Below are 15092 nucleotides of genomic sequence, written 5' to 3'. Positions count from 1 at the left end.
AACAGAGATAACCCCGCTTGAGGGACGAAGTGACGGGTAATTTTTTCGCTACCCGTGAGTGGAAATGGGGTGCAGGTCGGGGAAACGTACGAAAGCCCCGTCCCCTTCAGGGGACAATCTGCCCACCGCGCGCACGGCATCCAGGTTCAACGCGCCGTAAAGGTGCGGGAACAGTTCTCTGCCCCCTTCCAGGGGCGGTTCCAGATGCAGGGGCGCCTGAAGCAGGGCGCTTTCTACTTCAATCACTACCAGATCCCGCTTTCCCTGAAATAAAGTATTTGCAACCCGCAGAAGTTGATCGCGCATGGAAAAGTGGATGAAGCCTTCGTGATTGAGCGACTCAGGGCGGTATGTGCCTTCCACACGGGCGCGTTCCCAGTCCGAAGCGGTCAGAATGTGAAATAAAATCATGCAGCAACCTCATTGTAAACCAGATTGGCTCTATTTTAAGACCACTTCGCCCCAGGTGGTAGGATCGGTAAGGGCGCGGCGCGGCGCGCTGGAAACCATGCTCTGCTGTACGGCGTTGCCGGGCAGGTCGTTATCCGAGACCGAAAGGGCAAACCCCAGGCGCATGCCCCGCGAAGGGGTGATGCCGAACACCGTCCAGGGGATGGCAATCTCGGCGCGGTAGATGGCGCCTTCGTAACGCGCGGCAATCTTCACCCCGGAAGGTGCGCCGCTTTTCGAGGATGGATACCACACATAGGTTTCGGGATTGCCTGAGGCAATCTCCGGGCGTCCCAGGGCAAAGCCCAACTGAAAATCATCTCCGTTGAGGCGGTCGCTGGAGAAGTCGCCCAGCAGGTCAGTATCCAGCAGCAGTTCGATGCTGTCGCCTTTGTAGAGCATCTCCCCCGAGGATGTTTGCACGTAGCGATCATCGCGCACCTTGACGGCAAGGTACAGATAGGTATTGTCCCAGCCCACATAGTACGAGCCGGCAAGATCATCCTCGTTCTGCCATTCGCTCTTGCCAAAGACCACATTCGTAGCCGGGTATTCCTTAGCCACTTTCTTCCACTCGCTCCAGTCGCCATCCAGGGTGGGCGCCGGGCTCATGAAGGTAGCATTGGAAACCACACTGCGCCGTGGGGGAGAGGTGGGCGTAGGAGGAGCGGGGGTAGGGGGGACGGCGGTGGGCGGCACTACCGTTGCTGTAGGCGGAAGCGGGGTGGGCGAAACCTGCGGGGCGCTCGTCGCCGTGGCAACCGGTGGAAAGGTGGGGGTCGGGGGGATGGCAGAAGCCGTCTGATACAGTGCCGCCAGAGTCTGCTCCAGCGGGGGGAGGGTAGGGGTTTGTGCCTGCCTGCCAAAGGATGGGAAATTGCATGCCAGCATCACCGCCAGCAGGGCAAAAACGGGAATGAGCAATCGCAAGCGTTTCATATTTTTCTCCTCACTTTCCGGCAAACCACAAAAGAAGTGGAATGTTCTTCTGGATAGACGCAGGGCATCCCCGGAATGTTCCGGATATCCCAGCAAGTTTTTTCAATCTTATATTACGTCACAAACGGTTATGGGAAACAGGTCATTTTTCTTCTGGAAAATCGGACGCGGAGAGCAGGCTCAGGCGGGCTTCATCGCATTGCTCATCCACACCCAGCGGGTGGAGGAAGATGGTCTCGTTGTCCCGCAAATGCTCCATGACGATGTGAACCACGTCCCGCGCTCGGCACAGGCGGGCTTCGGCGTAGCCTACCCGTCCGCGGCGTTGAGCGTGAACGGCGTCCAGCCAGCCGTCCACCAGGGCAAAATTTTGACAGCAGTGATCCACCTCGCCGTATTCTACCCAAATCGTTGCGCCGTCTCGAAGCAGGCAGGCGCGCTTCCGGCGGCGGTAGCGTACCCCTGCAAGGTTCTCCGCCAGGTGGATGGTGGTGTTCTCGGTATGCCCCACTCCCAGCAAAAGCACCTGCCCATCGCGCTGATACACCCGCCCTACCGGGCTGTCCAGTCCATGGGGAATCTCCACCGGGTGCGGCACGGTAATGAAGGCGGCTTCAGCGCCCCAGGCGGCAAAGGCGTGCGGGCTGTCACTGCGCAGGACGCCGGGTAAGCGCCAGAAGGTGTCTGCTACGATGCCCATATCGCGGCAGGGGGTGGAGCGCACATCGAAGGGCAGTTCGTCGTCATCGGTCATGCTGGGCATGACCAGCGTGCCTTCCTCGCCCAGCGCCTGCTGGAGCGCGGTGATCAGCCCCAGCGGTCCACCTTCGACGGGCTTAACACGGGAAAAGGCACAGTGCACGACCAGCACTCCGCCGGGTTTGACCCCTAAATCCAGCAGTTGGCGGGTCAATTCGGCTATCGAGATGGGGGGAAGAGAGCCCATAAGACATTCCTTAGGGAAAGAGGTATCTCCATTATAGAGAAAAGCGCTCATCAGTGCATAAACCTTTACCATTTGCTTGAAAATAGGATAAATTGGAGTAAAATAGGTTTAGTTATATTTTTCACAAAGTATTTACCGGAAAGGACTTTCGCATGACCGCTTCTTCCCTTCCCCACGTTGTCATTGTCGGCGCCGGCTTTGGCGGATTGCGCGCCGCGCGCCGTTTCTCCCGTTTACCGGTACAGGTGACCCTGATAGACCGCCAGAATTACCATCTCTTTCAACCTCTGCTGTATCAGGTAGCCACTGCAGGGGTTTCGGCGGGAGAGATTGCCTATCCCGTGCGCGCGGTGTTACGCCGTCAGCGTAATGCCCGTTTCCTGCTTGCCGAGGTGACCGATCTGGACCTGTCCAACCGCCGCTTGCTCACCACAGCGGGAGAAGTGCGCTACGATGTGCTGATTCTGGCAATGGGTGGACAGACCAACTTTTTTGGCAATGCCACGCTTGCCCGCCATGCGCTCACACTCAAAACCCTGCAGGATGCCGAGCGTATTCGCGACCATGTTCTGCGTCTCTTTGAACATGCCAGCCGGGAGAGCAATGTTGAAAAACGCCGTGCCATGCTGACCTTTGCCGTGGCGGGCGGCGGTCCTTCAGGGGTGGAGATGGCGGGTGCACTGAGCGAACTGATTCACGGGGTGCTGAAGCGTGATTTTCCCGGCTTTGACCTCTCGATAGCGCGGGTCATTTTGCTGGAAGCCGCCGATCGTCTCCTGCCCGCCATGCCCCCTGCGCTTCAGCAAGCCACCCTGCAAGCCCTGCACGCCAAAGGGGTGGAGGTGTGGCTGAATGCGCCGGTGGAGTCCTATGATGGCACACTCATCCGCTTGAAGGATGGGCGTCAAATTCCGTCCCGCACGCTCATCTGGGTGACGGGCATTCGCGCCGCCGGGCTGGCTGAGCGTATCCCTGCGCCGCGCGCTTCCAACGGCAGAATCCGCGTTCAGCCCACCCTGCAGGTGCCGGGCTATCCCGAAGTGTTCGTCATTGGCGATGCGGCATACCTGGAAGACGAGCACGGCAATCCCTTGCCGATGGTGGCGCCGGTTGCTCTCCAGCAAGCCGATTGGGCGGTAGCCAACGTTCAGTGCCTGCTGGAAGGTAAGCCACTTCTCCCTTTCCGTTACCGCGATCCGGGCATGATGGCGACCATTGGACGCAATCAGGCAGTGGCGCGCCTGGGCAGGTTCAGGTTACGCGGTTTCCTTGCCTGGCTGATGTGGGTGGTAGTGCACATCTTCCAGTTGATTGGCTTCCGCAACCGCCTGGCGGTGATGCTGAACTGGGCATGGGATTACTTCCTCTACGACCGCGCCCTGCGGCTCATCGAGCATCCCGAGGAAAAGCCCGAAGAGCGCCAATTGCTGGTGTGAGAGGGGGGTTACCGCCCGGTAGAAATAAAGGGGCTCAGGTAAAGCATGTCTCCGGTGGCTTCGCCGCGGTACAGTGCTTCGATCACCCTCTCAAAGCGTTGCTGCACGACCTGACGGCGCAGTTTCATACTGCTGGTCAGACTGCCATCCTCGATGGTCAATGTGCCGCGCAATACCGCCCAGCGCTTGACCTGCTCTGGATGGGAAAGGCGCGCATTGATGCGGGAAATTTCGCCTTCGTATAGCCTGGTTTTGCTCTCATCCCAGTTATCTTCTTCCAGCCAGAACAGCGCGGCGCAGTAGGGTTTGCTCTCCCCGACCAGCATCACCTGCGCCACTCCCGGCAGGGTGCGCAGTTGCGCTTCGATGGCGGCAGGGTAGATTTTCTTGCCGTAGGACGTAACCAGCAGATCTTTCTTCCTGCCCTGCAGGCTCAGAAAACCATCCGCGGAGAGTTCCCCCACATCACCGGTATCCAGCCAGCCGTCCGGGAAGGGCATAAAACGTCCGTTCACATGATAGCCGTCTGCCACCTGCGGACCGCGCACATACAGCACGCCCTCGGCATCGCGGCGCACTTCGGTTTCGGGAAGTAGTTCGCCTACTGTACCCAGGCGGTTGCGCCCCAGCCGATTCATCGAGACCAGCGGCGCTTCGGTCAAGCCATAGGCGTCGTGCACCTCAATGCCCAATTCGCGGAAGAACGTCAGCAAGGCGGGGTCGGAGCGCGCCGAACCCACAATCATCTGGCGACAGCCGCGCATACCGGCTTTGCGCAGCAGTCCCCAGCGCAAGACTTTGCCCAGCCAACGGCGCACGCGTCCCCGAGGCAGGGCGAGGTAGCGCCTGCCCAGCGAGGTGTCCAGTACTGCCTGGTGCAGTTTCTCGAAGAAACGCGGCACGGAGAAGAAGATGGTCGGTTCGGCAATGCGCAACCCCTGCGGCAGGTCGTTGAAATCCTGCAGGTAGTACAGGTCCAGCGCGGCAGGCACAAAGTATGGCGAGAAGGTCGCCAGAATGCCTTCGACCACATGGCTTAACGGCAGGAAGGACAGGTACGACCCCCAGCGGTTGCGTTCGCTCCAGGGGTACATGGATGCCAGTGTCTCCGCCACCCAGCGCAATTGCCCCTGACGGTACAGGACTGCCCGTGCCTGTCCGGTAGTTCCAGAAGTGTAGTACAGCGCGGCGGGGGCATCCATACTCAACGTAGGGGGCTGAAAGGTGTGTCCGGCGCCTTTTTGCAGGAAGCCTTCCCAGTCCAGTCCGTCGCTGAGAGGAATTTTGCCTTCCCGCCGCAGGGTGAAGTCCACAATCAGTCCGTGGAAGCGTACCTGATGCAGTTGTGTTAGCGCAGTCTCATCGCCGACGAATAAGATGCGCGCGCCACTGTCTTCCAGCAGACGGGAGAGTTCCTCAGGGGGGCAGGTGACGTACAGGGGCACGCTTACCACACCGGCAAGCCCGCAGGCAATCAGCAGGGAGAGGTATCGGCTGGTGTTACGCCCCAGAATGGCAACGCGCTCGCCGGGCTGAATGCCCAGCGCCTGAAGCGTCGCCGCCGAGGCAAGGATTTCCCCGCGCACTTCGGCGGAGGAGCGCACGATTTCAATCGGTTTGCTCTGTCCGCCGCTGGCAAGCAAATCGTGGTATCTCACTGGCTTGCGGCGGCTCTGCAGGCGGTGAAGCACCTGCTCATATACCGTGCGCCCGCTACGATGCCAGAACGAGTAGCGCACGGCATACGCCAGCAGGTTGGGAAAGAACGTCCGCCACTCGCGGTAGGGATACTCGCCCAGCAGATCTTGGGCGTTATCCCGCCGAAAGAGGGGCTGTTTTTGGAAGTAGGGGAGCAGGCGCATCAGCGTGCCCAGGTCATCCTTCAGCAGGGCTTCTAACCGCGCCGAGGGGCGCACCAGTTTGTGCAGGGGCAGGTAGAGCGGTTGTGGCAGGCGGATGCCCAGGTGTTCACCACTCCACTGGCGCACCAATTCCACCATTTCGCCAAGGGTAGGCATGGCATCCGGTGGCGGGGTGAGGTGGAACGTCCTGCCCACTGCCTGCGGATGATCGAGCAGGCGTACCACGGCATCGGCAACGTAATCCACCGGCACCAGGTTAACGCGCAAGTCGGGCGAAGCCGGTGCTACCCGCAGGTTGCCGGTCATGTACAGGCGCAGGGGGTAGTACAGGGTATTGAAAGTTTTAATCGCGCCGGTGCGTCCATTCCCCACAATCATGCCGGGGCGGAAAACGCTGATGGGCAGGGTTGCCATGGCTTCGCGGACGAGTTTCTCGGCTTCGTATTTGCTCTGTTCGTAGGGGCTCGAAAAGCCGAAGCGGTCGGTCAGTTCATCCTCAGTAATCTCGCCGGAGCGGTTGCCGCACACGTACGCCGTGGAGAGGTGTGCCAGGCGCACCAGCTCGTGATCTGCCTGGACGGCTTGCGCCAGTTCCAACACCTGCCGCGTTCCCTCAACATTAACGCGGCGCAGGTCATCCAGCGAGGCAAACAGGCGTACATCCGCCGCGGAGTGAATAATATGGGTGAGGGTGGAAATCAAATAGCGGTATGACTCGTCGGGAAGTCCCAGGTGGGGAATAGAGACATCCCCGCACAGCACTTCAACGCGCGACCAGTCTACGCGACGCAGTTCAGGCAGGTACCACCACTCCCGCTCCAGACGAGTACGGGCATCTTGAGTGTCTCTGCCGCGCACCAGAGCAATCAAACGGGTATGGGTATCCTGCAAGAGGCGCAGTGCCATCTGCGAACCCAGTACCCCGGTTGCACCGGTCAGCAAGACTACCCGCGAGGTCATCGGAAACATCCTTTCCAGCACGCATGAAGGTGGCAGTCCCCTTTCTGCCCGACTTGATTTTACCAGCGTTAAAGCCATCCGCCCGAGAGCCTCGGGCGGATTGTAAAGAAAAAGTAAGTCGAGCCTTCTTCAGAGGGCAGATTTTTTGTAAAGAATCACCCCTACAATCAACAAAACCACTGCCACCGCCGGCAGAAAGCCGAATACTACCAGTTCAAGCAGGGTGGGCGGACGGGTGGGCTCGCGGGAGATTTCGGTGGGCAACACATCGCTTGCCCCCACCAGTGCAGAAGAACCGCCGTCGGTCTTGCCCGGCAGGTCAGCCACCTCGCCATGAATCTGCACAGGTTGCGGGGTTGGAGAGAGGGTAGGTGAGGCTGTCGGCAGCGGGGTTGCCGAAGGGATGGGGGTAGAGGTGGCGGGGATGGGCAGAGGGGTGGTTTTCATGGGAATATCCAGCAGTTTTTCGCTGAACAGCAAATGCTGTGTAGTTCCCTGACGGGCGACATAGACAGCCCTCAACCCCTGAGCGTCGAATGCCCAGGTGGGGGAGTGAATCTCTTGCGCTTCATCGAAACAGAAAGGACGTTGCCAGCCTTCGGTTGTGCGAGTGACGTACCAGATACAGCCTGCATCCGTCGTCAGCACATGCAGGATTCCGTTGGCGTCTACCCCAATCTGCGGCGCGCCGGCAGTACCATTGCCTGCGGCGGGGGCAAAGTTTTCCACCGCTTGCCAGACCCTGTTTGCAGAAAGCACGCGGTAGAAGCGCCCACGCGATTCGGGAACGCCGTTCCAGAGAGCGACCACGCGATTGTCATCGGCGAGCAGGTTGGGCGTCACCCCTGGAGTCTCGCTGAGCTTTACCGGCAGGCTCCAGACCTCTCCGCTTTGCTGGGCGGCGAAGAAAATCTGCCCTTGTTGCTCCCAGATCAACATCGTCTGGTTGGTGGCAGGAAAGAACGTCATGCGGATATTTTCAATCCCTTTGCCTTCAGTGAGCGGGTAGTTTTGCATCCACCATTGCTGTCCGTCGGTGGAGTAATAGAGCAAAATTCCACCCCCATTGGGGTCGGCAAAGGCGGCTCGCAGAATACCAAAAGCGTCCATTGCCAGGGCGCCGTTGCCCGCGCCGTTGCCAATTTTCCCGGGTGTGCTCCACGCCAGAGAGACTGTGCTTTGGGCGGCTTCAACCCGTCGGGCGAAGACCACTCCATTTACGGTGTACAACAAATGCAGGACTCCGCGGGCATCCACCACTGCCTGAGGCGCGCCGATTTTGACCTGCTCATCCAGCAACAGGGCATCGCTCCATTTACCATCGTGGCGCGAGCGCGTGTACAGGCGATCTCCGCTGGCGGTCTGTTCCACCCAGAAGACGTGCAACATGCCAAAGATGTCCTCGATCAATGCGGGAGTATGAATGGCTGACTCTCCGCCTGCCAGTTCTACCGGCTCACTCCACCCCTTGCGGTCGCGGGCTTGTGCTGCAGGTATCCAGAGAGTCAGGCACAGTCCTGCCAGCAAAACAGCACAAAGCCACCTTTTGAGCCAGCGCATCTCTTGCATGGAAAGTTCCTCTCCTTCTATGTTAAGCCAAATGTGCCGTTTGGGAATATGATGGGGGAGAAACACAACGAATCTGTAATCTCCGCAGGACAAAAATGCCGCCATCGCAGAGGATGGCGGCTTGAAAAGGGGGAAGGGAGAGAGAATTTATCCCAGTTCAACTTCGATGGTGTGGACACCTGGCGGCAGGATGGGCAAAAGGTTTCCCTGCCACACCTTGCCGTCCACCCGTACCGCTGTCACGCCCTTGCTGACATGGCGCGGATTACGGACTTCGATTACATATTCCGCGCCGCGGAATATCCGCCGGAAGGTGAAACCTTCCCATTCGGGTGGGATGCACGGGTCAATGCGCAGCCCGTCCAGTTCGGGACGCACCCCCAGAATCCACTGGGTGATGGCAACGTAGTTCCATGCCGCCGTGCCGGTGAGCCACGAGTTTTTGGCTTCGCCGTGAGTGGGGGCGTCTTTCCCGGCAATCATTTGAGCATACACGTATGGCTCACAGCGGTGCACCTCGCTGATGGCTTCGCGGTTGGACGGGTTGATGCGCAGGTAGTACTCCATGGCGCGGGCGCCGTTGCCTACGCGGGTTTCGGCAATCATCACCCAGGGGTTGTTGTGGCAGAAGATGCCGGCATTTTCCTTGTAGCCGGGTGGATACGAGGAAATCTCGCCTAGGTGCAGGTAGTAGCGCGAGTAAGCCGGCTGTTGAAGGACGATGCCGTGCGGGGTTGCCAGCCAGCGGGCAACCGAATCCAGCGCACGCTGGGCGTAGCCGTTTTCCAAGCCCACACCCGCCAGCACGCAGAAGCCCTGCGGCTCGATGAAAATCTTGCCCTCTTGGCATTCCTGCGATCCCACCTTGTTGCCGAAATCGTCGTAAGCCCGCAGGAACCACTCGCCGTCCCAGCCGTATTGATAAATCAACTCACGCATGCGCGCCGATTCGGCGCGGTAGCGGGCGGCGTCTTCCAGGCGACCGGTGCGCTCTGCCAGCGCCGCTAATTCCTGCGTGGAAAGCACAAACAACCCGGCGATGAAGATGGACTCGGCAACCTTGCCATCTTTGTTGGTAGTGGTCTGGAAGGACTGTCCCGGCGTGTCGGAGAAGCAGTTCAGGTTCAGACAGTCGTTCCAGTCTGCCCTGCCGATGAGCGGCAGTCCGTGCGGACCGAGACGGTCGAGGGTGTACTGCACGGCCCGCTGAAGGTGTTCATAGAGGGGCGTTTCACTGCCGGGCAGGTTGTCGTAGGGCACCGCTTCGTCCAGAATCGACCAGTCGCCAGTCTCTTTGATGTACGCCGCGACTGCCAGAATCAGCCAGTGGGGGTCATCGTTGAAGTTGGAGCCGATGTCGTTGTTACCGCGCTTGGTGAGGGGCTGGTACTGATGGTAAGCCCCACCGCTGGGCAGTTGCGTGGCTGCCAGGTCGAGGATGCGCTGGCGGGCGCGCTCCGGCACCATGTGAACAAAGCCCAGCAGGTCCTGATTGGAGTCGCGGAAGCCCAACCCGCGCCCGATGCCCGATTCGTACAGCGATGCCGAGCGTGAGATGTTGAAGGTTGCCATGCACTGGTAGGGATTCCAGATGTTCACCATGCGGTCCACGTGAAGGTTGGGGGTGCGGGCGTGCTGGATGCGCAGTAAGCCGTCCCAGTAGGCGCGCAGGTCGTCCAGCGCCTGTTGCACCTGATGGGAATCCAGGTAGCGGGCAATCACCGGTTTGACGGTGCGCTTATTGAGGGTTTGCGAATCGGGCGGGTCGAACTTCTGATCTTTGGGGTTTTCGTGGTAGCCCAGCACAAAGATAACCTCACGGGTCTCGCTGGGGGCAAGGGAGAGGCGTACATGGTGCGCACCGATGGGCTGCCAGCCGTGCGCCACCGAATTGGAGAGCGACCCGCGCTCCACTGCCAGCGGAGCATCCCAGCCGCGGTAAGCCCCCAGAAAGGCTTCGCGCTGGGTGTCAAACCCTTCGATGGGCGCCGAGCAGGCGAAGTAAGCAAAGTGGTTGCGGCGCTCGCGGTACTCAGTCTTATGATAGATGACGCCGTCCTTAATTTCCACTTCGCCGGTGGAGAAGTTGCGCTGAAAGTTGGTGGCGTCGTCCCAGGCGTCCCACAGACAGAACTCGATGGAAGAAAAGAGCGAGAGGTCGGCAGGCTTGGGGCGCTGGTTGGTCACCCGACAGCGCCAGATTTCCAGCGTCTCGCCCAGGGGGACGAAGTAGGTGGTCTCAACGTGGATGTTGTCAAAGGTAGAAGCAATGCTGGTGTACCCCAAGCCGTGGCGGCAGGTGAACTCGCTGAGAGCGGAGCGGGCAGGCATCCACGAGGGCGACCAGGTCTGCCCACTGCGGTCGTCTCGCAGGTAGAGGTAGCGCCCGCCGAGATCCAGCGGGGCGTTGTTGTAGCGGTAACGGGTCAGGCGGCGCAGGCGGGCATCGCGGAAAAAGGAATATCCCCCAGCGGTCTGGCTGATGATGCCGAAGTACTCTTCACAGCCCAGGTAATTAATCCAGGGCAGGGGGGTATCGGGGCGGGTGATGACATACTCCCGCCGCTCATCGTCAAAATAACCGAACTGCATGGCACCCTCCGAACGAAATGATAACCTTCACAAGATAAAATTTATGATAACCTTCACATACTATAGCACAACTTCTGGCGCGTGAGGAGAGAAACATTTGACAGGCTGAGGGGTCAACTTTTGTTCATCAGGATAAGGGTTTTCTCGTCCATTTGCCCTTCGAAGTACTTCTCCAGCACCTGGTGGAACAAGGAATCCGGCGGAGAAACCAGGGCGAACAGGGTGGCGCAGGAGCGCAGTTTCCAGTCATCGGGCGAGCCGAAAATTTGATGCGCCGAGCGCCCCTGCAGGGCTAACAGGGCTTCAAAACATGCCCGCAGGCGCGCGCCCAGCAGAGGATGCGCCAGGTAGGCGCGCGCCTCATCCAGACTGCGGATGCCGTAGCGCTGAGACATGGGGCTGAACCCCAGCCCCAGCGCCTGCGGGAAGATGAACCACATCCAGTGTGTGCGCTTTTCGCCCGCCTGAATCTCGGCAAGGGCGCGCTCATATACCCCTTCCTGCGCCTGGACAAAACGCTCTAAATCAAAAGGGTCATCGGAGACTTTTGTCATCTCTTTGATTATACAATCCGTATCCAGAAGAAACTCAGGTTTTTCAGGTACAATGGGACAAATTGTTCAGACATGGAGTTAACATGCCTCAACGTACCTTTCGGGATGATCTGGGAATCAGCCTGCGTGGATTTTTAATGGGCGCGGCAGATGTAGTGCCGGGAGTGTCCGGCGGAACGATGGCGTTCATTTTGGGGATTTATGACGAACTGATTGCCTCGATTCGGGCAGTTGTACCCTTTATCCGCCGGGTGTTGAGTGGACAATGGCGACTGGCGTTTGAGGAATTTCCCTGGCGTTTTCTGCTGGCGCTGGGATTGGGCATTGCCGTGGCAATTTTGAGCCTGGCGCGGCTGTTACACTGGGCGCTGGAGACGCACCCTACGCTGATTTACGCGCTGTTTTTTGGCTTGATCGTGGCTTCGGTGTTTGTGGTGCGCCAGCGGGTTGCCCGCTGGACATGGGGGCGTTTGTTCATTATGGGTGTGTTTGCGGCGGGAGCGTATTTCCTGGTGGGGCTGCGCCCGGCACAAACGCCCGATGCGCTGTGGTTCATCTTTCTGAGCGGGATGATTGCCATCTGCGCCATGATTCTGCCGGGCATTTCCGGAGCCTTCATCCTGGTCTTGCTGGGCAAGTACCAAACCCTGCTGGGTGCGCTGGTTCAGATGGATTGGCTCACCATCGGGGTGTTTATGAGCGGCGCACTGATTGGTATCGTCTCGTTTGCTAGTTTCCTGCGCTGGTTGCTGGATCATTACCACGATGCTACCGTGGCAGGGCTGACGGGGTTCATGCTCGGCTCTCTGCGCGAACTCTGGCCCTGGAAACAAGCCCAATATGTTGAGGATGTGCCGGTGGCGGTACACAATGTGTTGCCTTCCTCACTGGATGGAGAAGTGGGGCTGGCGCTGGGGATAATGCTGCTGGGAGCAGGGCTGGTGCTTGGGATGGAGACCCTGGCAAAGCGTAAAAAGTAGCGTGAATTTCATGAAAACCTCTTGATTTTTCCAAAATTTTTTCTATAATAATTTGTAAACGCTTCCAAATTTCTTTCCCGTTTTATCGTTGATTTCTTCAAAAATAGTGGTATATTTGGCTTCTTTTCGTGAAAAAATCAGCCTGATTTCCAGGAGTCAGGCTTTTTAAACCAGTGTTTTTGTAAGCGTTTACATAAAAGATGACAGATAAGAATCTCAAAATCACCATCAAAGACGTAGCCGCCGAAGCCGGTGTTTCCTTTGGCACCGTTTCGCGGGTTATCAATAACGATATCCATGTCAAACCTGAAACCCGCGAGCGTGTGCTGAAAGCCATGGAACGTCTGGGGTTTGTGGCAAACCGGCAGGCGCGCAGTCTGGCAGGGGGGAAGACGCACTTCATCGGTTTGCTGGTGCCTGACCTGGGCACCGGCTACATTGGGGAGATCATCCGGGGGATTGATGCGGAACTGACCCTGCAGGGATTGGATCTGGTGCTGTACACCACCCACCGCACCGCCAGCAAGGAAGCCGCCTACGTTGCCAACCTGGCAAAGGGCATGGTGGATGGCTTACTGCTCGTTCTGCCCCGCAACCCGGCAGATTACATCGGCGTGCTTACCCAGCGGAAATTCCCCTTTGTGTTGATTGACCATCAGGGCACCGGTAAGGACTGCCCCGCTGTAGGTGCAACCAACTGGCAGGGCGGCTATGACGCCACCGAATACCTCATCAAACTGGGACATCGGCGCATCGGGTTCATCACCGGCTGGATGGATCTGGGCTGTGCTCAAGATCGTCTGGCGGGCTACCGTGCTGCCCTGCGCACCTATCACATTCCCGAAGACCCCGACCTGATTTACGAAGGTACATTCTTCCAGCCCGATGGTTACACCGGCGCGATGAAGTTCCTGGATTTACCCGACCCGCCCACGGCAATCTTCGCTTCCAACGATGTGATGGCAATGGGCGTCATGGACGCGGTACGCATGCGCGGTTTGCGCGTTCCGGAGGATGTTTCGGTGCTGGGATTTGACGACATTCCTCAAGCCTCGCTGGTGCGGCCTGCGCTGACCACCGTCCAGCAACCGCTGGAGAACATGGGCAGGGTTGCCGCCCAGATGCTTCTGGATTTGATTGACCAGCCGGAGCGCAAGGTGGGGCGCATTGAACTTTCCACCAAACTGGTCATTCGCGAATCCTGTCAGCCTCCCCGAAGCAGGTAAGACAGGCTTTATTTTCCTTAAGGAGGTGATGTAAGAAGAGAAGCAGTCAGGAAAAAGTTTTCCCCCATCTTAATGTGCGTTATCGCCCATTCCCAATTTTCTGTTTCGTTCAAGAAGGAGAAAAAGCATGTCTCACAAATTGTTCCGTCTTTTCAGTCTGGTGATGATTGCCGTCCTGCTCTTGACGGCATGTGCGCCAGCCACAACTCCAACCGCAACCGAACCGCCTGCGGAGGAACAACCTACTCAGCCGCCTGCCGAAGAGCCCACCAAACCCCCCGCGGCTGAGCCCACCAAGGCTCCCGAGAAGAAAGTGGTGATTACCTGGTGGCATATTTCCACAGCGGAGGAGCACAAAGCCCTGTGGCAGACCTTTGCCGATGAGTACATGGCAGCGCATCCCAATGTGGATATCCAGATTACCGTGCTGGAGAACGAAGCCTTCAAGTCCAAGATGACCACCGTGATGCAGTCGGGCACTCCGCCAGACATCTTCCAGTCCTGGGGCGGCGGTGTGATGATTGAGTACGCCAAAGCCGGTTTGCTCCGCGACATCACCCCCGAACTGGATGCCAACGGCGGCGAGTGGCGCAACACCTTCTCGCCGGGCGCGCTGGGTGTGTACGCCTTTGAAGGGCGCAACTATGGCGTGCCGTGGGATATGGGCATGGTGGGCTTCTGGTACAACAAAGCCCTCTTTGCTCAGGCGGGCATCGAAAAACCCCCTGCCACCTGGACCGAACTGCTGGAGGATGTCAAGAAACTCAAAGCCGCCGGCATTACCCCCATTGCTTTAGGCGCGGGCGACAAATGGCCTGCCATGTTCTGGTGGGCATACCTGGCAGTGCGCCTGGGCGGCAAGGATGCCTTTGAAGCGGCTTACTCCCGCCAGGGTTCCTTCACCGATGCGCCCTTCGTGGAAGCCGGTAAGAAACTGCAGGAACTGATTGCGCTGGAGCCCTTCCAGGAGGGTTACCTTGGCGCCACCTATGGCGATCAGGCAACGCTGATGGGCAACGGAAAAGCCGCCATGGAACTGATGGGGCAGTGGGCGCCCAGTGTGCAGAAAGACAACAGCGCCGACAAACAGGGCATTGGCGATAACCTCGGCTGGTTCCCCTTCCCCATGGTGGAAGGCGGCAAGGGCGATCCGGATGATGCCTTTGGCGGCGGCAATGGCTTTGCCATTGGCAAGAATGCGACTCCCGAAGCCATTGACTTCGTCAAATACCTGACCAGCGTGGATTGCCAGGTGCGTCTGGCGAAGATCAATGTGGCGCTGCCGGTGGTCAAGGGTGGCGAGGCGGGTGTCTCCGATCCGCTTTTGCTGGCGGTTCAGCAAGGCGCTGCCAAAGCCAAGTACTTCCAGTTGTACTACGACCAGGCGCTCCCGCCCGCGGTGGGTTCGGTGGTCAATGACAGCGTGCAAGGGCTGTTTGCTGGTACGCTGACGCCTGAACAGGTGGCACAAGCCATTGAAGACTCTGCGGCGATGGAACTGAAGTAATTCGCCATTGGGTTCTGGGACGGAGATCGCTCGCCGGTCTCCGTCCCATTTCCTGTGGCAGGAGGAGGTTT

Annotated in this window: 11 protein-coding genes; 4 read left to right on the top strand and 7 right to left on the bottom strand. The window is 58.8% G+C overall.

Features of this window, described 5'->3' with window-relative positions:
* Positions 1 to 48: 48 nt before the first annotated feature.
* The 3 genes from ANT_RS14310 to ANT_RS14300 form a co-directional block, all read right to left on the bottom strand.
* Positions 49 to 411 (bottom strand): DUF952 domain-containing protein, encoded by a 363-nt coding sequence (locus ANT_RS14310; RefSeq protein ID WP_013561241.1) that lies wholly within the window; start codon positions 409 to 411, stop codon positions 49 to 51.
* A gap of 30 nt (positions 412 to 441) precedes the next feature.
* The gene (locus ANT_RS14305; RefSeq protein ID WP_013561240.1) at positions 442 to 1389 is read right to left on the bottom strand and encodes a sugar-binding protein; all 948 of its coding nucleotides are present in this window, start codon (positions 1387 to 1389) and stop codon (positions 442 to 444) included.
* A 142-nt stretch (positions 1390 to 1531) separates the two neighbouring features.
* The gene (locus ANT_RS14300; protein WP_041455072.1) at positions 1532 to 2335 is read right to left on the bottom strand and encodes an AAC(3) family N-acetyltransferase; all 804 of its coding nucleotides are present in this window, start codon (positions 2333 to 2335) and stop codon (positions 1532 to 1534) included.
* A gap of 152 nt (positions 2336 to 2487) precedes the next feature.
* On the opposite strand from ANT_RS14300, the gene ANT_RS14295 reads away from it, so the two are divergent.
* Complete coding sequence (locus tag ANT_RS14295; protein ID WP_013561238.1) at positions 2488 to 3771, top strand: NAD(P)/FAD-dependent oxidoreductase; 1284 nt, start codon at positions 2488 to 2490, stop codon at positions 3769 to 3771.
* Positions 3772 to 3779: 8 nt separating this feature from the next.
* On the opposite strand, the gene ANT_RS14290 is transcribed toward ANT_RS14295, so the two are convergent.
* The 4 genes from ANT_RS14290 to ANT_RS14275 form a co-directional block, all read right to left on the bottom strand.
* Entirely contained in the window at positions 3780 to 6593 is a 2814-nt protein-coding gene (locus ANT_RS14290) for an SDR family oxidoreductase (protein ID WP_041455071.1), read from the bottom strand.
* Positions 6594 to 6722: 129 nt separating this feature from the next.
* On the bottom strand, positions 6723 to 8162 hold the full coding sequence (locus ANT_RS17745; RefSeq protein ID WP_041455070.1) for a hypothetical protein: 1440 nt from the start codon (positions 8160 to 8162) through the stop codon (positions 6723 to 6725).
* A gap of 147 nt (positions 8163 to 8309) precedes the next feature.
* Positions 8310 to 10754, bottom strand: coding sequence for a glycoside hydrolase family 94 protein (locus ANT_RS14280; RefSeq protein ID WP_013561235.1), 2445 nt, complete (start codon positions 10752 to 10754; stop codon positions 8310 to 8312).
* 113 nt (positions 10755 to 10867) lie between these two features.
* Entirely contained in the window at positions 10868 to 11308 is a 441-nt protein-coding gene (locus ANT_RS14275; protein ID WP_013561234.1) for a DUF1810 domain-containing protein, read from the bottom strand.
* Between the two features lie 83 nt (positions 11309 to 11391).
* On the opposite strand from ANT_RS14275, the gene ANT_RS14270 reads away from it, so the two are divergent.
* The 3 genes from ANT_RS14270 to ANT_RS14260 all read left to right on the top strand — a co-directional run bounded on the left by ANT_RS14270 (position 11392) and on the right by ANT_RS14260 (position 15021).
* Positions 11392 to 12288: a DUF368 domain-containing protein gene (locus tag ANT_RS14270; protein ID WP_013561233.1), complete on the top strand. Its 897-nt coding sequence runs from the start codon at positions 11392 to 11394 to the stop codon at positions 12286 to 12288.
* Positions 12289 to 12488: 200 nt separating this feature from the next.
* The gene (locus ANT_RS14265; protein ID WP_013561232.1) at positions 12489 to 13514 is read left to right on the top strand and encodes a LacI family DNA-binding transcriptional regulator; all 1026 of its coding nucleotides are present in this window, start codon (positions 12489 to 12491) and stop codon (positions 13512 to 13514) included.
* 127 nt (positions 13515 to 13641) lie between these two features.
* Positions 13642 to 15021, top strand: a complete 1380-nt coding sequence (locus ANT_RS14260) for an extracellular solute-binding protein (protein ID WP_013561231.1) — start codon at positions 13642 to 13644, stop codon at positions 15019 to 15021.
* Positions 15022 to 15092 lie beyond the last annotated feature (71 nt).

This window comes from Anaerolinea thermophila UNI-1, assembly GCF_000199675.1.
GTDB classification, from domain to species: domain Bacteria; phylum Chloroflexota; class Anaerolineae; order Anaerolineales; family Anaerolineaceae; genus Anaerolinea; species Anaerolinea thermophila.
The sequence above is the reverse complement of the archived record's forward strand: the minus strand, read 5'-3'. Positions and strand labels throughout refer to the sequence as shown.

Bases quoted from the DNA above. Each gene is read 5' to 3' on its own strand.
- ANT_RS14310 (WP_013561241.1), bottom strand. From the start codon at position 411: ATGATTTTATTTCACATTCTGACCGCTTCGGACTGGGAACGCGCCCGT.
- ANT_RS14305 (WP_013561240.1), bottom strand. From the start codon at position 1,389: ATGAAACGCTTGCGATTGCTCATTCCCGTTTTTGCCCTGCTGGCGGTG.
- ANT_RS14300 (WP_041455072.1), bottom strand. From the start codon at position 2,335: ATGGGCTCTCTTCCCCCCATCTCGATAGCCGAATTGACCCGCCAACTG.
- ANT_RS14295 (WP_013561238.1), top strand. From the start codon at position 2,488: ATGACCGCTTCTTCCCTTCCCCACGTTGTCATTGTCGGCGCCGGCTTT.
- ANT_RS14290 (WP_041455071.1), bottom strand. From the start codon at position 6,593: ATGACCTCGCGGGTAGTCTTGCTGACCGGTGCAACCGGGGTACTGGGT.
- ANT_RS17745 (WP_041455070.1), bottom strand. From the start codon at position 8,162: ATGCAAGAGATGCGCTGGCTCAAAAGGTGGCTTTGTGCTGTTTTGCTG.
- ANT_RS14280 (WP_013561235.1), bottom strand. From the start codon at position 10,754: ATGCAGTTCGGTTATTTTGACGATGAGCGGCGGGAGTATGTCATCACC.
- ANT_RS14275 (WP_013561234.1), bottom strand. From the start codon at position 11,308: ATGACAAAAGTCTCCGATGACCCTTTTGATTTAGAGCGTTTTGTCCAG.
- ANT_RS14270 (WP_013561233.1), top strand. From the start codon at position 11,392: ATGCCTCAACGTACCTTTCGGGATGATCTGGGAATCAGCCTGCGTGGA.
- ANT_RS14265 (WP_013561232.1), top strand. From the start codon at position 12,489: ATGACAGATAAGAATCTCAAAATCACCATCAAAGACGTAGCCGCCGAA.
- ANT_RS14260 (WP_013561231.1), top strand. From the start codon at position 13,642: ATGTCTCACAAATTGTTCCGTCTTTTCAGTCTGGTGATGATTGCCGTC.